The sequence below is a fragment of the Rhodococcus mengyinensis genome (genome assembly GCF_048381435.1).
Classification (GTDB): domain Bacteria; phylum Actinomycetota; class Actinomycetes; order Mycobacteriales; family Mycobacteriaceae; genus Rhodococcus_F; species Rhodococcus_F opacus_D.
This window is the reverse complement of record NZ_JBLWIT010000109.1, coordinates 185,169-205,101: the sequence shown is the minus strand read 5'-3', so window position 1 is coordinate 205,101 and position 19,933 is coordinate 185,169. Positions and strand designations below refer to the sequence as shown.

Here is a 19,933-nt window from a genome sequence, read left to right as displayed (position 1 = left end):
GCGTAGGTCAGGCGATCACGACGCCTGGCTCAGGAGGTCCCGAGGGCGGGTGCCAGCGTGTTGGCCCAGGACTCGTGCAAGCGGTCCTGCCAGTAGTTCCACGTGTGGAGGCCGTCGTCGGTGATGTGGGTCTGCAGCTTGGCGCCTGCGCGCTGCGCCGCGGGCACGAACACCTTGCTGCTCAGACCGGAGGCGGTCTCGAGGGGGACCGTCTGCGAGAACTTCACCGGGTCGAACGAGGCGCTGTCCGGGTCGACCGTCGGATCGCCCGCCGCCGAGCCTGCGCCGGACGAGATGTAGACGGACTTGCCGCGCAGCGCGCCGACGTTGAGCAGCGGGTCGTTGCGAAGCCACGCACCCGACGGCCAGAAGCCCCACATGTTCAGCGCGTTGCCACCCATCTGGGCGACGGAAACCTGAATGCCCTGCGCGAAGCCGGGCGAGCTGGCCGTCGGGTAACCGCTGTACGACGCGACCGCCTTGTAGAAGTCGGGGCGGTGAGTGGCGAGGTTCAACGCGGAGGTGCCGCTCATCGACAGACCCGCGACCGCGTTGTTCACCCCGTCGCTGCCGAACTGGGAGGCCATCACCGGGGGCAGCTCATTGGTAAGGAACGTCTCCCACTTGACGCGGCCGAGCTTCGGGTCGTCGCGCTGCCAGTCGGAGTAGAAGGTGCCGCCGCCGCCGAACGGGATGACCACGTTGACGTGCTTGCCGGCGAAGAAACTCTCCACGTCGGTCTCGATCAGCCAGCCGTTGTTGTCGTCCGGTGCCCGCAGACCGTCGAGCAGGTACAGGGTCGGCGCGGGGCCGCCGCCCGCGGCCTTGAGCACCTTGACGGGAATGTCCTTGTCCATCGACGGTGAATACACCGAGATCAGGGCCGAGTCGGCGTGGGCGACGCCGGTTCCGGCCAATACGGACACGAGGCCCGATGCCAACACTGCGACCAGGCCCACGATCAGTGCGCGGGTGCGACGAATCGCCATACGAATGTCCTTTTATCTCGAATCGACACACAGCACAGCGAACGCTGCACCGCAGACGATAACAGGAAGATAACGGGTTGTGCCCGCTGTGGCCAGGACTTTCGGCTCCGACAGCCGGTCGGTCGTCGCTCGGAGACAGAAAAAAGAAACCCCTGCGAACCGCTTCTCAGCAGTTCACAGGGGTTCCTGTGGCGGAGGATAGGGGATTTGAACCCCTGAGGGCGTTAACCCAACCCGCGTTCCAGGCGAGCGCCATAGGCCACTAGGCGAATCCTCCGTGGAGGAGCATACCCAACGACGGCGGCTCACCGTTAAACGACCAGGTAGCCGCCCGTTCTAGGCCCACTTCAGCTGGGTGAGGGCATGCTCGGCGAGGGGGACGGACCGGTCGCAGGACGTGTCCGCGTTCGCGGTGGCGTCGAGACCGAATTTCGTCTCGATCGACAGGGTGCCCGCATCGGTGGTGACCTCGAGGATGCACTGGTACTTGCTCTCGGCGAGCGCGCGCCCCTCAAGCCCGCCGACGTCGATCGTGCGCAGCGGGTCGACCGGTTCCGGCGCGCTCGTAGTGGTGATCGTCACGGTGTTCAGCGCCTCGGGCTTGCCCCACGTGCAGGCGCGACGTTCGGGACTGTCGGTGGCGGTACCCTCGCCGGCGCCTGCCGTGAGGAGCGGTGCGAGCGTCGCATCGTCCGCGAGCGTGCACGGCTCGGCCGCGTCCCAGCTCACCGCGTCCGACGTGGCTGCGTCGTCGCTGCCTCCGCCGCACGCCGACAGTGCTGCCACGACGGCGGCGAGTGTCACCGTGTGTGCTGTCCTTATGAGTTTCATCCCGATCCTTTGCCGAAGGTGGCCGAATGCGGGGGCGACGGTAGCACTGGCCGTGGTCAGAGGTGCGGCGTCGGGCCCGGGCCGGGGTGGCTCCCGACCACGTCTCGGGGCCGTCTACACTCTGTGGTGGATCCCGCGCGGCGCGCATCCTGTGAACTCCCCCAGGGCCGGAAGGCAGCAAGGGTCAACGGGCTCTGCCGGGTGCGCGGGGTCCCCTATCTTTCGCATACCCGACCCACGACGTCGGTGAGAGGCCGCTCCTGATGACCAACCAGACCCAGATCGGGTTGATGAGCCATGAGGAACTACTTTCGGAGCACGAGCGCCAGACTGCGAGTTACGCGCAGCTGAAGACGGAGAAGCTCACGCTCGACCTCACTCGCGGCAAGCCCTCGCCCGAGCAGCTGGATCTGTCGGCGGCGCTGCTGACACTGCCCGGTGACGGCGACTTCCGCGACGGCAACGGCACCGACACCCGCAACTACGGCGGGCTGACCGGGCTTCCGGAGCTGCGCGCCATCTTCGGTGAACTGCTCGGCATCCCCGTCGAGAACCTGCTCGCCGGCAACAACGCCAGCCTCGAGATCATGCACGACAACGTCGTGTTCGCCCTGCTGCACGGCACCCCAGACTCCCCGCGCCCGTGGTCGCAGGAGGAGAAGGTCAAGTTCCTCTGCCCGGCACCCGGTTACGACCGGCACTTCGGGATCACCGAGACCTACGGCATCGAGATGATCCCGGTGCCGATGCGCCCGGACGGCCCCGATGTCGGCGTCATCTCCGAGTTGGTGGCGAACGATCCGCAGATCAAGGGTCTGTGGGCCGTCCCCAACTACTCCAACCCGACGGGCGCGGTGTACTCGGAAGAGGTCACGCGGACGCTGGCGTCGATGCCGGCCGCAGCCCCCGACTTCCGGCTGTTCTGGGACAACGCCTACGCCGTCCACCCGCTCGTCGGCGAGACGGCGCCGTCGCTGGACATCCTCGGGATGGCCGCGGAGGCGGGCAACCCCAACCGGCCGCTCGTGTTCGCGTCGACGTCGAAGATCACGTTCGCCGGTGCCGGCGTCAGCTTCTTCGGTTCCTCGACCGCGAACCTGGCCTGGTACCAGAAGTACCTCGGTAAGAAGAGCATCGGTCCCGACAAGCTGAATCAGCTGCGGCACCTGCGGTTCTTCGGTGACGCCGAGGGCGTGCGCGCCCACATGGAGAAGCACCGCGAGATCCTGGCGCCGAAGTTCGCGCTCGTCCTGAAGATCCTCGAGGATCGTCTCGGGGCGTCGAAGGTGGCGTCGTGGACGGAGCCGAAGGGCGGATATTTCATCAGCCTGGACGTCGTCGAGGGCACCGCGAAGCGCGTCATCGCTCTGGCGAAGGACGCGGGGATCGCGCTCACCGCAGCCGGATCGGCGTTCCCGTACGGCATCGACCCCGAGGACAAGAACATCCGGCTCGCGCCGAGCTTCCCCTCGATGGAGGATCTGGACAAGTCGATGAACGGTGTCGCGACGTGCGTGCTGCTCGCGGCCACCGAGTCGCGCCTGGACCTGCCGAAGTCCTAGTAGAAGACGTCCGGCCGCTCACCCCTTGGCGGGTGANGCGGCCGGACGTGTCTCTACATCCTGGCGTAGCGCGCCATCACGAAGCTGTACAGCCCGTACGCGGCGATGCCCAGTCCGGCGAGGACCAGGAGGAACTGCCCGAACGGCGCCGAACCCAGGGTCTTGACCGCGCCGTCGAGGCCGGTGGCCTTGGACGGGTCGGCGTTGACGACCGCCACGATCACCAGCACGCCCGCGCCCGCGATGACGAGCCCCTTGGCGACGTAGCCGACCACTCCGAGGGGCTCGACGAGCTTCGACGGGGTGCCCTTCAGGTCGTCCAGGAAGTTCTTCGACGCCCCCTTGTAGATGTGGTAGCCGCCGATCGCGATGGCGACGAGACCCACCACCACGAGAAGGATCTTGCCTCCCCCGGACTCCATGAGGCGTGCACTCATTCCGGCGTTCTGCTGACCGCTCGATTTACCACCGCCGCTCGCGAACTGGTATGCCGAGAAGGCGAACGCGAAGTAGACGACGGCCAGGCCGAACGCCTTCGCGCGGTCCAGCAGGGACGTGTCGTCGCCGTCGCCCCCGGAATTCTCGGTGACGTGGGGGCCGAGAACTGTTTCGGCGAGCCGCCACAGCGCCATCGCGATGAACGCGACCATCGCCACCCACAGCACGAACCGGCCACCGGGTTTGGCGGCCAGGGCGCCGAGGGCCCCGGACTGATCGGCGTTGCCGCCGGTGCCGAACGCCAGCTGAACGATGATGTACGCGATCAGCAGGTGGACGAAACCGCTCATCACGTGGCCGGCGCGCGCGACGCGTTCGAAAGTGTTGCTGTCGGTTGCCCTGTCGACGGCGCGGCTCATCCCGTTGGCTCGATTCGTTTCGTTCTGGGCCATCGGGTGTCCTTCGGGTTGTGCGAACGGACCGGAGTCCCTGTGACGTAGAGGTACCCGATATGGGCCGCGCCGACACGGGGTGAGCGCTATCGCACTGCGTTCGTGACCCGGTCGATCAGGTTGGACGCGCTGTAGTAGTCGAGGCGGAAGCTGTCCTTCCCGAGCCCGATCACCTGCTCCTTCTCCACGGACGGCGTCTCCCGCAGCGTCGGATCGGCGAGGAACCTGTCGGCGTCCGCTGCTTCACCGATCACGATGAACGTGGTGCTGCCGGGCACGGCTCGCGGCAGGTTCTCCTGCCCGGCCGGGACGACGTCCTTGCGGCCGGCCATGATGCCCTTGTCGGCGGCGGTGAGGTCGGACGGCAGCTCGGCAAGCGAGAATCCGAGGCGTTCCAACAGGATGCCCTGCGCAGATTCGGCGGTGAAGATCCGCGACTCCTCCGGCGAGTTGTATGCGAGCACATTCACCGGGTTCGCCGCAGCGACCTTGTCGCCCAGCGCCGACTTGGCGTCGTCGAGTTGCTGGTCGAACTTCGCGACGAGGGCGTCGGCCTGTGCCTCGGCCCCGATGGCCGCGGCGATCTGTCCGCTGAGGTCCTGCCACGACTTGTCGTCGTATCGCAGCACCACGACGGGCGCGATCTGCTTCAACGTGTCCACCTGATCGAACGCCGAGTCGCCGCCGGTGGCGGACACGAAGATGAGGTCCGGATCGGCGGCGGTGATCTTCTCGACGTTGGGTTCGCCCTGGTACAGCGTGTCGACGCCGCGCTCGGCGGCGATGTCCGCCCACTGAGTGAACAGACCGTTCTCGTCGGTCACGTCGCTGGCTCGCTGCGCGCCGGTACCGATCAGGGGGGCGTCGAGGGCGAGCAGTGAGCCCGTGATGGTGACGCTGGTGGACACGATCCGCTCGGGCTTCTGTTCGATCGTGACGCTGCCGGTCTCGTCGGTGACGGTGCGCGGCCAGTTCTGGTCGGACGCGGCGGTGGTGCCGGTGGTCGCGGCGTCGGAATCGGGATCGGACGAGCACGCGGCAGCACCGATCCCGACGGCGAGGACAGCGACGGCTGCCAGTGAGCGACGAAGTTTCACGGTAAGACTCTCTTTCGCACGGGTAAGCAAACTGATTTAGGCTAGCGTTACCTACATTCGAATGGGGAAGTGGATGCTGCAACGAGTGCCGGGACCCGAGCGTCGCGTCGTGCGCGCACGGTCGATCGACGATCTGACGCGTGACGGCGTCCCCGCGTTCTGGGGCCGTCTCACCGCCGCGGGCAGTCCCCTCATCGAGCCGGACGGGGCAGGCCCCGGCTGCGTGATCGCGACGTTCTGCTGGCGGGATCCGGACGGCGACGAGCGCACGTCGCGCACGCGGCACGTCTACCTCGACGCCAACGGAATCACCGACCGCTCCAGACTGGAACGGGCCGCGCTGTCGCGGCTACCCGGCACCGACCTCTGGTCCCTGTCGATCGAGGTCCCCGAGACGTGGCGCGGTGCTTACCGTTTCATCCCCCGCGCGGAATCATTGACGGTTCCCGGCGACACCCCGGGCTGGCAGTGGTGGCGGAGGGTGCTCGCCGACGCGCAGCCCGACCCGTTCAACCCGCTGCCGACGCGGGTGGTGCAGACCGGTGACAGCTCCGAGGCGGTGATGCCGGCGGCGCCCGCGCAGCTCTGGTGGACGGACCGGCCCGGCCGCGGCGCGCTTCACGAGACGGCGTTCACGCTGTCGGGCACGCGTCGGTCGGTGTGGGTCTACGAACCGCCCGGACTCACTGTTCGGAATCGTCCGGTCGTGGTGTTGCTGGACGGCCGGACGTGGGCGGTCGACCTGCCGATCGCGGGCACCGTCGACGCACTCGGACGTGCCGGGCACCGGGTTCCGCTCGTCGTGATGGTCGACAGCGTCGGACCTGAACTGCGATCCGAGGAGTTGGGCTGCAGTGCCGCGTTCGCGTCCGGTCTCGTCGGCGAACTGCTTCCGTGGCTGCGGCGGGAATGGGGTGCCACCGACGATCCCGCGTCGACGATCGTGGCCGGCTGCAGCCTGGGCGGACTGACGGCGTGCCACCTCGCGCTGACGGCCCCGCACGTGTTCGGCTGCGCCGTCAGCCTGTCCGGATCGTTCTGGTGGCCCGGCTCGGGGCCGGGAGTCCCGTTCCAGGACCGCGTCTGCACCGCGGCCCCGTCGAACAGTCGGTTCAGTGTGGAGGTCGGGACCCTCGAATGGATGCTCGTCGAACCGAACCGCGAGGTACGCGAACTGTTGGCCTTCACCGGCCACGACGTGCGGTACCGCGAGTTCTGCGGGGGCCACGACGTCCTGCACTGGCGCGACGGTCTGATCGCCGGCGTGGCCTCGATGCTGGAGCGTACCGACCGGTAATGCAGTGATGTGGATAACTCTGTGAATAAACCGCGCGTCGAGGTGAAGGGCGCACCCGGCCGATGGTGGGATGGCAGGATCAGAGCATGGCACGCACGCTGAATCTGGTAGGGGATCCGGACGCCGACGCGCTTCTGGCGAGTGATCCGCTGGCGTTGCTCATCGGGATGTTGCTCGATCAACAGGTTCCGATGGAGACGGCGTTCGCGGGTCCGAAGAAGCTGGACGACCGGATCGGCGGCCTCGAGGTGCATCGCATCGCGGAGATGGATCCGGAAGAGTTCGCGGCCGTCTGCTCACAGACACCGGCGGTCCACCGGTTTCCCGGATCGATGGCCACCCGCATCCAGTCGCTGTGCGCGTTCCTCGTCGAGAACTACGACGGCAGCGTCGAGGCGTTGTGGACCAGCGGCGACCCCGACGGCAAAGAGGTCCTGAAACGGCTGAAGGCGCTGCCGGGTTACGGCGATCAGAAGGCGCGCATCTTCCTGGCACTGCTCGGCAAGCAGATCGGTGTGGAGCCGAAGGGCTGGCGGGAGGCCGCAGGCGACTACGGCACCGAGGGATCCCGGCGGTCGATCGCGGACGTCGTGGACGACAAGAGCCTCCACGAGGTCCGCGAGTTCAAGAAAGCCGCGAAGGCCGAGGCGAAGAAGGCTGCGGCAGCGAAGAAGAAGTAGCCGCCGCTACTCGGGATCGGACGGCTTCTGCTTCCGCTCGGCGTCCAGGTGCCGTCGGCGTTCGGCCTCGTGCATCCACGGGAAGACGCTGTTGCCCTGACCGCCGCTGCCCGGACCGTGCCCGAGCACACCGTGTTCGTACGCCGATTCGGCGTGCAGCGCGAGGTCGATGCCGGACGACTCGTCCTCCGCGCTCACCCGGAACCCGAAGATCCGGTCGATCAGTTTGCCCAGCGCGTACGTCACTCCGAACGCGTACAGGGCGACGACCACCACGGCCAGCAACTGCTTGCCGAGTTGCGCGAACCCGCCCCCGTAGAAGAGGCCTTCCGGTCCGTCGGTCATGACCTCGGTGGCCAGCAGTCCGATCAGGAGGGTGCCGACGATGCCGCCCATCAGGTGGACTCCCACGACGTCGAGCGAGTCGTCGTACCCGAGGCGGAACTTCCAGCCGACGGCGAACGAGCAGACCACACCGGCGACGGCGCCGACGACGAGCGCCCCGACCATGCTGACGGTGCCGCAGGACGGGGTGATCGCGACCAGACCCGCGACGACGCCGGACGCCGCACCGAACGTGGTGGGGTGACCGTCCCGCTTCTGCTCGACGAGGAGCCAGCCGAGCAGGCCCGTGCACCCGGCGACGAGGGTGTTCAGGAAGATCGCGGCGGCGGTGCCGTCGGCGGCGAGCGCGGAGCCGGCGTTGAAACCGAACCAGCCGAACCACAGCAGGCCGACGCCCAGCAACACCAGCGGAAGGTTGTGGGGGCGCATCGACTCGGACCGGAAACCGAGACGCGGGCCCAGCACCAGCGCCAACGCCAGGCCCGACGCTCCGGACACGATCTCGACGACCAGTCCGCCCGCATAGTCGAGGGCGCCGAACTGCGCGATCCAGCCCTGCGGGTTCCACACCCAGTGCGCGACGGGTGCGTAGACGACGAGGGCCCAGACGGGCACGAAGATCATCCAGGCCGAGAACTTGGCCCGATCGGCGATCGCACCGCTGATCAGCGCGGCGGTGATGATCGCGAACGTCAGCTGGAACGTGGCGAACAGGATCTCGGGCACCTGCCCGTGGACGGTGGTCGGGTCGATGCCCACCATCCCCAGGTGCTCCAGCCCGCCGATCAGTCCGCCGCCGATGTCGTCGCCGAAGATGAGGGAGTATCCGGCCACCAGCCACGCGACCGTGACCAGCGCGATCGACACGAAGCTCATCATGATCATGTTCAGTACGCCGGTGGAACGGACCATTCCGCCGTAGAACAGGGCGAGCCCCGGCGTCATCAGAAGGACCAGCGCGGTACTGATCAGAAGCCAGGCGGTTGCTCCGGCGTCGATTGCAGGCACGACATTCTCCTCACACCCCGGGACGAAACCCGGCGCGGAAAGTCACGATGACCGTGAGCGGTTTCGACTGTGCTGCCGCTGCGTTGCGAACGTGTTACGCAATGCGGTCAGGTTCGGACTTCCGCCTGTGAGTAGCGCCCCGAGCGGGTGCTGAGCGGGTGCTTCGACCACCCGGCCCGGACTGTCGGGGACCGCCGGTAGTCTTTCCGCGTGGCCCTGTACCGGAAGTACCGACCCGCATCCTTCGCCGAGGTGGTGGGGCAGGAGCACGTCACCGAACCACTGAGCACCGCTCTCGACGCCGGACGGATCAACCACGCGTATCTGTTCTCCGGTCCCCGCGGCTGTGGCAAGACGTCGTCTGCCCGCATCCTGGCCCGATCGCTGAACTGCGTCGAGGGTCCCACCTCGACGCCGTGCGGCCAGTGCCCCTCGTGCGTGGCCCTCGGCCCCGGCGGGTCGGGCAACCTCGACGTCACCGAACTCGACGCGGCCAGCCACGGTGGTGTCGACGACACCCGTGAGCTGCGCGACCGCGCGTTCTACGCGCCCGCCGAATCCCGGTACCGGGTGTTCATCGTGGACGAGGCCCACATGGTCACCACGGCCGGTTTCAACGCGCTCCTCAAGATCGTCGAGGAGCCGCCGGAGCACCTCATCTTCATCTTCGCCACCACCGAACCCGAAAAGGTGCTGCCGACCATCCGCTCGCGCACCCATCACTACCCGTTCCGGTTGCTCGCACCGGCGACGATGCGCGGGTTGCTGGAGAAGATCTGCCACCAGGAGAGTGTGCCGGTCGCGGACCCGGTGTATCCGCTGGTCATCCGCGCGGGTGGCGGTTCGCCGCGTGACTCGCTGAGCATCCTCGATCAGCTGCTCGCCGGCGCGGGCGACGAGGGTGTCACCTATCCGCGCGCTCTCGCGCTGCTCGGCGTCACCGACGTCGCGCTGATCGACGACGCCGTGGACGCGCTCGCCACCGGCGACGGTGCAGCGCTGTTCGGAACGGTCGACCGCGTGATGGACGCCGGGCACGATCCACGCCGGTTCGCCGTCGACCTGCTCGAGCGTCTGCGCGACCTCATCCTGATGCAGGCGGTGCCCGACGCCGCCGAACGTGGCCTGGTCGACGCGCCCGGCGACGTGCTCGAGCACATGCGCGCGCAGGTCCAGCGGATCGGTCCCGCCACGCTCACCCGCTACGCCGAGGTGATGCACGCGGGCCTCGGTGAGATGCGCGGCGCCACCGCCCCCCGCCTGCTGCTCGAGGTGATGTGCGCCCGGATGCTGCTGCCCTCGGCGTCCGATGCGGAGTCCGCCGTGCTGCAGCGACTCGAACGGGTCGAACGCGGACTTCCGCCCGCCGGGTCGGCGCCGGCCGTCGACGCGGCCGAGCGGCCCGCGGCGGCTCCTGCGCGTGCGCCGCAACAACCAGCCGAGCCGGAACCGGAACCGAAGTTCCAGCGACCGTCGATGCGCCAGGCCGCGGCGGCCACCGTGCCCCCGCCGCCCGAGCCGGAACCCGAACCGATGCCGCGGCCGGTTCCGGAGCCCGCGCCGACGCCCGTTCCCGAACCGGAGCCGCGGCCCGAGCCGGCCCCTGTTCCCGAACCGGAGCCGCAGCCCGAGCCGGCCCCTGTTCCCGCACCCGAGCCCGAGCCGACTCCCGCACCGGCGCCCGCTCCGGTCCCGGAACCCGAGCCGACCCCTGCGCCGGAACCGAGTCCTGCGCCGGAACCGACTCCTGTGCCGGAGCCGACTCCCGAACCCGAGCCGGAGCCGCCGATCGCCCCCGAGGTGGAGGCGGCGCCCGCCGCATCCGCCGGCCCGGATGCTGCCGCGCTGCGGGAAGCCTGGAATTCGCTGCGCGAAAAGGTGAGTCAGCGGAACAAGATCCTGCCTGCCATGTTGTCGGCCGCGACGGTGCACGACGTTCAGGGCAACCGCCTGATCCTGGCGCACCCCGTCCCCAACCTGGGCGCTCGCATCGCGTCACCGCACAACGCCCAGGTGATCACCGAGGTGCTCGCCGAGATGTTCGGCGGCACCTGGGAAGTGGAGTATCAGGCCGGCGCTCCGACGGCGCCGCCGCCACCGGTCGCGAAGGCCGCCGCAACGCCGACGAAACCGGCAGGCGCACCGCGGTTCTCCCGGCCCAGCCAGGAGCGGACCGCACAGCGCCCGCCGCAGCAGCAGTCCGACACGCAGCGCTCCGACTCGGGCCCGGGTGCGGGACAGGCACGTCCGTCGTCCGAACCGGACGACGACATTCCGCCGCCGGAGGCACCCGACTACCCGGACGATCCCGGGCCGATCGACTACGAGGCTTCGGCGACCACGCCGCCCGTCTCCACACCCGAGGACGAGGAAGAGATGTTCGCGGAGGCGGCGGAACCCGTCGACCCCGCGACGCGCCGCGACCCGGAAGACGTGGCGTTCGAACTGCTCAAGGACATGCTCGGGGCAAAGAAGCTCGAGGGCTGACCCGAAGGGCCGTCGGCGGTCCCGCCACATCGGGACATCCGCCCCTGGTGCCCGGGACGCCGGGTGGCCGATTCTCGTCCCATGAGCACAGTGAACGTTCCAGACGGCGTGCAGAACGAGGTCCCGGCGACGGCACGACCGCGAAGTGGCAGCCGGTGGTGGGCCTACGTCGGGGTCCTCGCCGGCGTGGCCGGCATCGTCGGCATCCAGGCGAGCATGTCGATCGACGCCGTCTATGCGGAGGCGTCGGCCGGCGACGCGGTCGCCATCATGAACGGCCTCGCCGGACAGCGCACCGGGATCCTCGTCATGCACGTGTCGATCATGACCACGGCGCTGCTGATCCTCGTCTTCGCCGCCGGGCTGTCCCAGCGGCTGCGGGCAGCGTTGCCCGCCGAGAGCATCCTGCCGTCGGTCGCGGCGTTCGGTCTGGTCCTGACGTCGGCGGCGTGCCTGCTGGGAACCGGCCTGACCACCGAGTTGGTGTTCGGTCTCGGTGACACGGACCAGTTGGTGCCGGCGTTCGCGGTGGTCGGCGGCCACTGGATGGGCACCATCCCGTGGCTGTGGGCGGGGGCGGGCGTCAGCGCGCTGGCGGTGGCCGTCGCACTGCTGCGCGGACAGGCGGGCCCGCGGTGGATCGGCTGGGTCAGCCTGGTCCTGGGCCTGGTGACGGCCGTCATCGGCGTCTCGCCGCTGCAGTACCTCGCCGGGTTCACCGGACCGCTGTGGGTGCTGGTGAGCGCGATCGGATTCGCTTTCGCCGACACCGTGCGCGAGTAGGGGCGATACTCGTTCGCATCATGGTGAAGCAGAAGGAGACTCGAACGACCGAGGGGTCGGCAGGTACGGGCGGTGCGCCCGTACCTGCTGCTGTCATGGCGGTGTCCGCGTGGATTCTGGTCGTCCTCTCGGTGGTGGCGTTCGTCCGGGCCGATCCGGGAATCGATTCGAACCAACTGTTCTTCCTGGTGGACGTCGTCGGGGCGGCGGTCTACGGGACCGTGGCGGGCGTCGTCCTCGCGCGGCGGGTGCACCCGGTGCCGATCATCATGGGGCTCACCGCGATCGGCGTGGGTGTCGCCGCGCTGAGCTACAGCTATTCGCAACTCGCGCTCGTGCGTCCCGGGTTGCCGTGGGTTGACGTGCTGTCGCCGCTGCAGAACACCGCGTGGATTCCGGGGACGCTCAGCCTGTTCCTGATCGTGCCGTGGCTGATCCGCGACCACCCGCTGGGCGTCGGCGCGAAACTCGGCGTCCTCGCGGGTATCGCCGCGACGGCCTGGTACTTCTGGTCCCGCACGTTCACGGACATCCCCGCGGTCTGGGTGATCGCGCCCGTTCTCGTCGTCGGCTCTGCGGCGGCCGCGGACTGCGGGTGGCGGTGGCGTCACGGCCCACCCGACGAGCGTGTCGGGCTCGGATGGATGTGCCTCGGCACGGCGCTGATGACCGCCGCGTACGTTCCGTTGGCGCTGCCCGCGTCACTGCCGGGTCTGTGGGTGCTCAACCCGTTGGTGCACTTGGCCGTTCAGGCGTTCTATCCGGTCGCGATCCTGGTGTGCATCCTGCGCCAGCGGATGTGGGGGCTGAACCTCGCCGTCAGCCGCGCGACGGTGGCCGGCACCCTCACCGTGCTGCTGCTGGTGCTCTACGTGGTGGTGGCCACGGCCGTGACGGCGCTGCTGCCCGAAGGCGATTCGGTGGGGGCGCAGGTGGTCGCGGCGGGTGTCGTCGCCGTCGCGGTGCAGCCGGTCCGGTTGTGGCTGCAGCGGCGGGTGCACCGCCTCGTCTACGGCGAGGGCGCGGATCCGGCGCGGGCCGTCCGGACCCTGGGCCGGCAGTTCGGCAGTGCCGAGACCCCGGAACAACTCCTGGAGGGTCTCGCTGCCGGGGTGGGCGTCGCGTTGCGGCTCGAATCCGTGTCCGTGCGTCGCGCCAACGGGGTTGCCGCGGTGTGGGGTTCGGCGACGGGGCACGCCGAGTCGGTGGAGCTGACCCACCGCGGTGCGGTGCTGGGGACGATGGTCGTGACGGCGCCACCGGGGGAGTCGCTGGGGGCGCGCACCCGCCGGTCGCTCACCGAACTGTCGGCGGTGGTGACGGCCGGTCTCGTCGTGCTGCAGTCGGCGGAGAATCTGCAGGAGGCGCGGCGGCGGCTCGCGTCCGTGCGACTGGAGGAACGGCAGATGATTCGCCGCGAACTGCACGACGGGCTGGGTCCGTCGCTGGCGGGTATCCGACTCGGCCTGCAGGGCGCCCGGAACCTGCTCGGCTCGGATCCCGCCGCCGCCGCGGAACTCATCGACGCGCTGCAGGAGCAACTCGACCATCAGGTGGAGGGCGTCCGGCAGCTGTCCCGCAGCATGTTCCCGCCGGTGCTCGACGAGCTCGGATTGGTCCCGGCGCTGCACGAACTGGCGGCCAACCAGTCGCGCAGCGGATTCCAGCTGCGAGTGCAGGCCGAACCACCGCCGAGGCTGGGCGCGGAGATCAGCGCCGCGGCGTACGGGATCGTCGTCGAGGCCGTCACCAACGCGCGCAGGCACAGCGGCGCCGACGGCTGCCGGGTCGACGCCACGTTCGCTCGGGAGATGCTCACCGTCGTCATCTACGACGACGGGTGCGGGTTCGATCCGACCGGGGGCGGCGGCGTCGGAACCCGGTCGATGCGCGAGCGGGCCCACGAACTCGGCGGCACGCTCCACATCGAATCCGCCCGTCCGACAGGCACGGTGGTCACGGCCCGGTTACCGTTGACCGCATCATGAGCGCCGCCGCGAATTCCACCACCTCGTCCATCCGGGTCGCCGTCGTCGACGACCACCCGGTCTTCCGGCTGGGGATGGTCGCGTTGCTGTCGACGCTGGACGGCATGGAGGTGGCCGCGCAGGCCAGCTCCGTCGCGGAGGCGCTCGACGTCGTCGACGGCGACATCGACGTGGTGCTGATGGACCTCGAACTCGGGGACGGTTCGGGGGTGGACGCCACCCGGCGGCTCGTCGAGCGGCACCCCGCACTGCGGGTGCTCGTGGTGACCATGCACGAGGACGACGAATCGCTGGTCGCGTCGGTGCGTGCCGGGGCTCGCGGCTACCTGGTGAAGGGGGCCGACCCGGGGGAGGTCGAACGGGCGGTCCGGGCGGTCGCCAACGGTGAGGTGATCCTCGGCGCCGCGGTCGCGGCCCGCGCGATGAGCTTCATGGCCGCCTCACGCAGGGTGGGCCCCACGGTGTTCCCCGAGCTGACCGACCGGGAGCGTGAGGTCCTCGACCTCGTTGCCCGCGGCTACGACAACGCGAGCATCTCGCGGCGCCTCGTGCTGAGCCCGAAGACCGTGCGCAACCACGTGTCGAACGTGCTGGCCAAACTCGGTGTGCCCGACCGTCCCGCCGCGATCGTCCGGGCACGGGACGCGGGTCTCGGCCTCGACGCCTGACCTCGCGAGGTCACACTGCCGCGGTCGACGTCGTCGGCACGAACCGGATGCCCGGGCCCGTGTCGTCCGTGTTGGTCGCCGTCGGTCCGGCGCCGGGGGCCGCTACCCGCACCTCGGGGATCCGCCGCGGCGCCGGGCCGAGCGGCGGCGTGTCCCGCCACACCGGCTGCGCCTCCTGCAGTTCCAGGACGATGGAGATCAGCGACGCCTCGGACCACGGAAGACCGCCCAGTTGCACGCCGAACGGAATGCCGGTGGCCGCGGACCCGCCCACCGGGGTGCAGACGACCGGTGCCCCCGTGTAGTTGGCCCAGAAGTAGTTCTCCCGCGCACCGGCGAACACGCTCGAATCTGCGAGTGCGTCGCGCCGCACGCCGTCGGTGAGTGCGCCGGGACGCAGAATCGCATCCAGCCGGTGCTCGGCGAACATCCGGTTGTAGTCGTGCTGGTAGCGCAGCCGTGCGCGTTCGAGTGCGAAGTAGTCGGCTACGGGCAGGGCGAGGCTCGCCATCGCCGCGGTCGCGGCGAGCGCCGACTCCGGGCCGTATGCCGGGAGCCGGTCCGCGAACTGCTGGTGATACGAGCCGAACTCGGCATAGTCGCCGCTCAGCAACCCCTTCGGGACGTCGGGCTCGGTCACGTCGACGATCTCGCCGCCCAGTGCGCGGACGAGGTCGAGGAAGCCGGCGAACAGGGTCCCGATCGGGCCGGGCAGGTCGTCGGCGACGCCCCGAGGCAACCCGAAGCGCGTGCCGGTCAGCGGGCGTGACCCGCCCGCGGCGGCCAGCGGGTAACCCTCCGCGGGAACGTCCGGACCCACCGACGTGCTGGGATCGTCGACGTCGACGCCCGCCATGTGGCTCAGGAGCAGCGACGCGTCGGCGACACTGCGGCCCATCGGGCCGGCGTGATCGCGCGTCCAGGTCAGCGGAATCACCCCGCTGGTGCTGCACCGGCCGAACGTCGGTTTGATCGACGTGATCCCGCACGCGCTCGCAGGGATGCGCAATGACCCGCCGGTGTCGGTTCCCGCCGCACAGGGCGCGAACCGTGCGGCGAGGGCGGCCGCGCTGCCACCGGACGAGCCGCCCGGTGAATATTCGACGCCCCACGGGTTCCCCACCTGCGGTGTCGCCGTTCCGATGGCGAACTCGTGAGTGTGCGCGTGGCCCATCAGCACCATGCCCGCGTCGCGCAGCTGCCGCCACACCCCGGAATCGCCGGCGGCGATGTTGCCCTCGAGGACGCCGCTCGACGCCGTGACGGGCAGCCCGGCCACCGCGTACAGGTCCTTCAACGCGATCGGCAATCCGCACACCAGCGGCGCGGACCCTTCCGCGAGTCGCCGTGCGGCGGACTCCGCGGCCTCGTACGCCTGCTCGGGGTAGATACGGATCCACGCCCCGATGCCGCCGTCGTGCGCGGCGCTGCGCGACAGGCACGCGTCCAGAAGTTCGCGCGGATGCAGCGCCCGGGACTGCAACAGCGACGCGGCCTCGACCGCGCTGAGGAGAGCCGGATCGGACGCCGTGATCGCGGCAGGAGACGGCAGCCGACGAGCCGGATTCGCGGACGCCGCGGCACGCCCCAGCCCGGCGACGGTCACCGCACCCGCGGTCGCGGCGCCGAACAGTTGCCGGCGGGACAGTCGGGTGGTCACAGCGTGTTCTCCTCCGCTCGGGTCGGGTCGAGCGCCGCGTCATTACAGCACGAAAGGCGGGCCGGGCAGGGCGCAGACCGGCCGATCGTGATCGCCTGGGTCACGATCCAGGATCGCTTCGGTCCTTCCTTCCGTTTTGCAACACGTTCTAAGGTGGACGTGCCGGGGTATGCCCCGTGCAGAGCGCCGTGTGCACGGTCGGCGTCGACGCAGATAAGGAAGGAACACTCCACAGTGACCACAGAGGCATTCATTTATGAAGCCATCCGCACCCCGCGTGGCCGCGGAAAGAAGACCGGTTCGCTGCACTCGGTCAAGCCGATCTCGCTGGTCACCGGCCTGATCGACGAGCTCCGCGCCCGCTTCCCGGACCTCGACGAGGATCGCATCTCGGACCTGATCCTCGGCGTCGTCACCCCGGTCGGCGACCAGGGAATGGACATCGCGCGCGTCGCGGTCAACGACGCCGGACTGCCCGACACCGTCGGCGGCGTCCAGCTGAACCGGTTCTGCGCGTCCGGCCTCGAGGCCGTCAACACCGCCGCGCAGAAGGTGCGCTCCGGCTGGGACGAACTGGTCATCGCCGGCGGCGTCGAGTCGATGTCCCGCGTGCCGATGGGCTCCGACGGTGGACCGTGGGCGCTCGACCCGGCCACCAACTACGACAACTACTTCGTTCCCCAGGGTGTGGGCGCCGACCTGATCGCCACGATCGAGGGCTTCTCCCGCGAGGACGTCGACGCGTACGCCGTCCGCTCGCAGGACCTCGCCGCGAAGGCGTGGACGGGCGGCTACTTCGCCAAGTCCGTCGTCCCGGTCAAGGACATCAACGGCCTCACCGTCCTCGATCAGGACGAGCACATGCGTCCCGGCACCACGCTCGAGAACCTCGCGGGCCTCAACCCGTCGTTCGCCGGCGTCGGTGAGATGGGCGGCTTCGACGCCGTGTCGCTGCAGAAGTACCACTGGGTCGAGAAGATCAACCACGTCCACCACGGCGGCAACAGCTCCGGCATCGTCGACGGCGCCGCACTGGTCCTCGTCGGATCCGAGCAGGCGGGCAAGGACATGAGCCTGACCCCGCGCGCCCGCGTCGTCGCGACGGCCACCAGCGGTGCCGACTCCACGATCATGCTCACCGGCCCGACCCCGGCCTCGAAGAAGGTCCTCGCCGCCGCCGGTCTGACCGTCGACGACATCGACCTGTTCGAGATCAACGAGGCGTTCGCGTCCGTCGTGCTCAAGTTCCAGAAGGACCTGAACATCCCCGACGAGAAGCTCAACGTCAACGGCGGTGCCATCGCGATGGGACACCCGCTCGGAGCCACCGGCGCCATGATCACCGGCACCATGATCGACGAGCTCGAGCGCCGTAACGCCCGGTACGCCCTCATCACCCTGTGCATCGGCGGCGGTATGGGCGTCGCCACCATCATCGAGCGCGTCTGACCGCCCGGACCATCAGGAGACTTGAAGCAGTGAGCGAGCAGAACATCATCAACTGGGAGCAGGACGCCGACGGCATCGTCGTGCTCACCATCGACGATCCCAACCAGGGCGCGAACACCATGAACGACGCCTACATCTCCTCGATGAAGGCGACCGTCGACCGCCTCGTCGACGAGAAGGACTCCATCACCGGTGTCGTCATCACGTCCGGCAAGAAGACGTTCTTCGCCGGCGGTGACCTGAAGAACATGATCAAGGTCGGCCCGGAGAACGCCGACGAGATCTACAGCCACAGCGTCGCGATCAAGTCGGACCTGCGCCGCCTCGAGACGCTCGGCAAGCCTGTCGTCGCTGCCATCAACGGTGCCGCGCTCGGTGGCGGACTCGAGATCGCCCTGGCCACGCATCACCGCGTCGCCGCGGACGTGAAGGGCGTCAAGATCGGCCTGCCCGAGGTCACCCTCGGCCTGCTGCCCGGCGGCGGTGGCGTCGTGCGCACCGTCCGCATGCTCGGCCTGCAGAACGCGCTCATGCAGGTGCTGCTCCAGGGTCAGCAGCGTGGACCGGTGCAGGCCAAGGAGGTCGGACTCGTCGACGAGGTCGTGTCCTCGGTCGAGGAGCTGGTCCCCGCCGCGAAGGCGTGGATCAAGGCCAACCCCGAGGGCGGCGTCCAGCCGTGGGACAAGAAGGGCTACCGGATCCCCGGCGGCACCCCGTCCACCCCGGCGTTCGCAGCCAACCTGCCCGCGTTCCCCGCGAACCTGCGCAAGCAGCTCAAGGGTGCTCCCATGCCGGCACCGCGCGCCATCATGGCCGCCGCCGTCGAGGGTTCGCAGGTCGACATCGACAACGCGCTCCTCATCGAGGCCCGCTACTTCACGTCGCTGGTCACCGGCCAGGTCGCGAAGAACATGATCCAGGCGTTCTTCTTCGACCTGCAGGCCATCAACTCCGGCGCCTCCCGCCCCGAGGGCATCGAGAAGACCCCGATCACCAAGGTCGGTGTGCTCGGTGCCGGAATGATGGGCGCGGGCATCGCCTACGTGTCCGCGAAGGCCGGCTTCGACGTCGTCCTCAAGGACGTCACCATCGAGGCCGCCAACAAGGGCAAGGCGTACTCCGAGGGCATCGAGGCCAAGGCCCTCTCGCGTGGCAAGACCACCGAGGAGAAGTCGAAGACGCTGCTCGACCGCATCACGCCGACCGCCGACCCCGCCGACTTCGCCGGTGTCGACTTCGTCATCGAGGCCGTGTTCGAGTCGCAGGACCTGAAGCACAAGGTGTTCCAGGAGATCGAGGACATCGTCGAGCCGACGGCCCTGCTCGGCTCGAACACGTCGACCCTGCCGATCACCGGCCTGGCGACGGGTGTGAAGCGTCAAGAGGACTTCATCGGAATCCACTTCTTCTCCCCCGTCGACAAGATGCCGCTCGTCGAGATCATCCGCGGCGAGAAGACGTCCGACGAGGCCCTCGCGCGCGTCTTCGACTACGTCCAGGCCATCCGCAAGACGCCGATCGTCGTCAACGACTCGCGTGGCTTCTTCACCTCGCGCGTCATCGGCACGTTCATCAACGAGGCCATCGCCATGCTGGCGGAGGGCATCGAGCCCGCCACCATCGAGCAGGCAGGTATGCAGGCCGGCTACCCGGCGGCACCGCTGCAGCTGTCCGACGAGCTGAACCTCACGCTGATGCAGAAGATCCGCAAGGAAACCGCGGAAGCTGCGAAGGCCGAAGGCAAGGAACTGCCCGCCGATCCGGCAGGCGACGTCATCAACACGATGGTCGACAAGTTCGACCGCAAGGGCAAACTCGGCGGCGCCGGCTTCTACGACTACGCCGACGGCAAGCGCACCGGCCTGTGGTCCGGGCTGCGGGAGAACTTCGGTTCCAAGGAACTCGAGGTGCCGTTCCAGGACCTCATCGAGCGCATGCTGTTCATCGAGGCCATCGAGACGCAGAAGTGCTTCGACGAAGGTGTGCTCCTCACCACCGCCGACGCCAACATCGGCTCCATCATGGGTATCGGCTTCCCCGCCTGGACCGGCGGTGTGTCGCAGTACATCCAGGGCTACGAAGGCGGCCAGGCCGGCTTTGTCAAGCGTGCCGAAGAACTCGCCGCCAAGTACGGTGAGCGCTTCACCCCGCCGGCCTCGCTGAAGTAGCAGGCGGCTCCGCCGCCCGTGCGCCTTTTTG

15 protein-coding genes, 1 tRNA gene and 1 other RNA gene are annotated in these 19,933 nt (G+C 69.1%); 10 read left to right on the top strand and 7 right to left on the bottom strand.

Going from position 1 to position 19,933, the window contains the following annotated elements; translation table 11 throughout:
- Positions 1 to 29: 29 nt before the first annotated feature.
- The 3 genes from ACNJ7E_RS23455 to ACNJ7E_RS23445 all read right to left on the bottom strand — a co-directional run bounded on the left by ACNJ7E_RS23455 (position 30) and on the right by ACNJ7E_RS23445 (position 1,820).
- On the bottom strand, positions 30 to 989 hold the full coding sequence (locus ACNJ7E_RS23455) for an alpha/beta hydrolase (RefSeq protein ID WP_105413940.1): 960 nt from the start codon (positions 987 to 989) through the stop codon (positions 30 to 32).
- A gap of 189 nt (positions 990 to 1,178) precedes the next feature.
- A tRNA-Ser gene (locus ACNJ7E_RS23450) sits at positions 1,179 to 1,266 on the bottom strand.
- 59 nt (positions 1,267 to 1,325) lie between these two features.
- On the bottom strand, positions 1,326 to 1,820 hold the full coding sequence (locus ACNJ7E_RS23445) for a DUF3558 family protein (RefSeq protein ID WP_283354590.1): 495 nt from the start codon (positions 1,818 to 1,820) through the stop codon (positions 1,326 to 1,328).
- A gap of 125 nt (positions 1,821 to 1,945) precedes the next feature.
- On the opposite strand from ACNJ7E_RS23445, the gene ffs reads away from it, so the two are divergent.
- Together ffs and ACNJ7E_RS23435 are read left to right on the top strand one after the other, a co-directional pair.
- Positions 1,946 to 2,040, top strand: an RNA gene (gene ffs / locus ACNJ7E_RS23440) — signal recognition particle sRNA small type.
- A 43-nt stretch (positions 2,041 to 2,083) separates the two neighbouring features.
- On the top strand, positions 2,084 to 3,382 hold the full coding sequence (locus tag ACNJ7E_RS23435) for an aspartate aminotransferase type Ic (protein WP_280781794.1): 1,299 nt from the start codon (positions 2,084 to 2,086) through the stop codon (positions 3,380 to 3,382).
- A gap of 53 nt (positions 3,383 to 3,435) precedes the next feature.
- Here ACNJ7E_RS23435 and ACNJ7E_RS23430 read toward each other — a convergent pair whose 3' ends face one another.
- Together ACNJ7E_RS23430 and fepB are read right to left on the bottom strand one after the other, a co-directional pair.
- Positions 3,436 to 4,272, bottom strand: coding sequence for a DUF1206 domain-containing protein (locus ACNJ7E_RS23430; RefSeq protein ID WP_280781793.1), 837 nt, complete (start codon positions 4,270 to 4,272; stop codon positions 3,436 to 3,438).
- A gap of 86 nt (positions 4,273 to 4,358) precedes the next feature.
- Positions 4,359 to 5,369 carry a Fe2+-enterobactin ABC transporter substrate-binding protein gene (gene fepB, locus ACNJ7E_RS23425; RefSeq protein ID WP_418341086.1) on the bottom strand — a complete coding sequence of 337 codons (1,011 nt, stop codon included), beginning with the start codon at positions 5,367 to 5,369 and terminating at the stop codon, positions 4,359 to 4,361.
- A 73-nt stretch (positions 5,370 to 5,442) separates the two neighbouring features.
- Here fepB and fes point away from each other — a divergent pair, with 73 nt between their 5' ends.
- A complete protein-coding gene (fes, locus tag ACNJ7E_RS23420; RefSeq protein WP_418341096.1) occupies positions 5,443 to 6,666 on the top strand; it encodes an enterochelin esterase in 1,224 nt (407 codons plus the stop codon).
- An 86-nt stretch (positions 6,667 to 6,752) separates the two neighbouring features.
- Positions 6,753 to 7,346, top strand: a complete 594-nt coding sequence (locus ACNJ7E_RS23415; protein ID WP_283332732.1) for an HhH-GPD-type base excision DNA repair protein — start codon at positions 6,753 to 6,755, stop codon at positions 7,344 to 7,346.
- 6 nt (positions 7,347 to 7,352) lie between these two features.
- Here the strand turns inward: ACNJ7E_RS23415 and ACNJ7E_RS23410 are convergent, their stop codons facing one another.
- The gene (locus tag ACNJ7E_RS23410; RefSeq protein ID WP_280781790.1) at positions 7,353 to 8,699 is read right to left on the bottom strand and encodes an ammonium transporter; all 1,347 of its coding nucleotides are present in this window, start codon (positions 8,697 to 8,699) and stop codon (positions 7,353 to 7,355) included.
- A 210-nt stretch (positions 8,700 to 8,909) separates the two neighbouring features.
- Here ACNJ7E_RS23410 and ACNJ7E_RS23405 point away from each other — a divergent pair, with 210 nt between their 5' ends.
- The 4 genes from ACNJ7E_RS23405 (at position 8,910) to ACNJ7E_RS23390 (ending at position 14,625) form a co-directional block, all read left to right on the top strand.
- Positions 8,910 to 11,186: a DNA polymerase III subunit gamma and tau gene (locus tag ACNJ7E_RS23405; RefSeq protein ID WP_418341085.1), complete on the top strand. Its 2,277-nt coding sequence runs from the start codon at positions 8,910 to 8,912 to the stop codon at positions 11,184 to 11,186.
- An 81-nt stretch (positions 11,187 to 11,267) separates the two neighbouring features.
- The gene (locus ACNJ7E_RS23400; protein WP_283354586.1) at positions 11,268 to 11,969 is read left to right on the top strand and encodes a hypothetical protein; all 702 of its coding nucleotides are present in this window, start codon (positions 11,268 to 11,270) and stop codon (positions 11,967 to 11,969) included.
- A 20-nt stretch (positions 11,970 to 11,989) separates the two neighbouring features.
- A complete protein-coding gene (locus ACNJ7E_RS23395; RefSeq protein ID WP_418341084.1) occupies positions 11,990 to 13,957 on the top strand; it encodes a sensor histidine kinase in 1,968 nt (655 codons plus the stop codon).
- Entirely contained in the window at positions 13,954 to 14,625 is a 672-nt protein-coding gene (locus tag ACNJ7E_RS23390) for a response regulator (RefSeq protein ID WP_418341083.1), read from the top strand. The genes ACNJ7E_RS23395 and ACNJ7E_RS23390 overlap by 4 nt, the downstream gene beginning before the upstream one ends.
- 10 nt (positions 14,626 to 14,635) lie before the next feature.
- Here the strand turns inward: ACNJ7E_RS23390 and ACNJ7E_RS23385 are convergent, their stop codons facing one another.
- A complete protein-coding gene (locus ACNJ7E_RS23385; RefSeq protein ID WP_418341082.1) occupies positions 14,636 to 16,285 on the bottom strand; it encodes an amidase in 1,650 nt (549 codons plus the stop codon).
- Positions 16,286 to 16,519: 234 nt separating this feature from the next.
- Here ACNJ7E_RS23385 and ACNJ7E_RS23380 point away from each other — a divergent pair, with 234 nt between their 5' ends.
- Together ACNJ7E_RS23380 and ACNJ7E_RS23375 are read left to right on the top strand one after the other, a co-directional pair.
- Positions 16,520 to 17,734 carry an acetyl-CoA C-acetyltransferase gene (locus ACNJ7E_RS23380; RefSeq protein WP_005253367.1) on the top strand — a complete coding sequence of 405 codons (1,215 nt, stop codon included), beginning with the start codon at positions 16,520 to 16,522 and terminating at the stop codon, positions 17,732 to 17,734.
- Between the two features lie 29 nt (positions 17,735 to 17,763).
- Positions 17,764 to 19,902: a 3-hydroxyacyl-CoA dehydrogenase NAD-binding domain-containing protein gene (locus ACNJ7E_RS23375; protein ID WP_025431691.1), complete on the top strand. Its 2,139-nt coding sequence runs from the start codon at positions 17,764 to 17,766 to the stop codon at positions 19,900 to 19,902.
- Positions 19,903 to 19,933 lie beyond the last annotated feature (31 nt).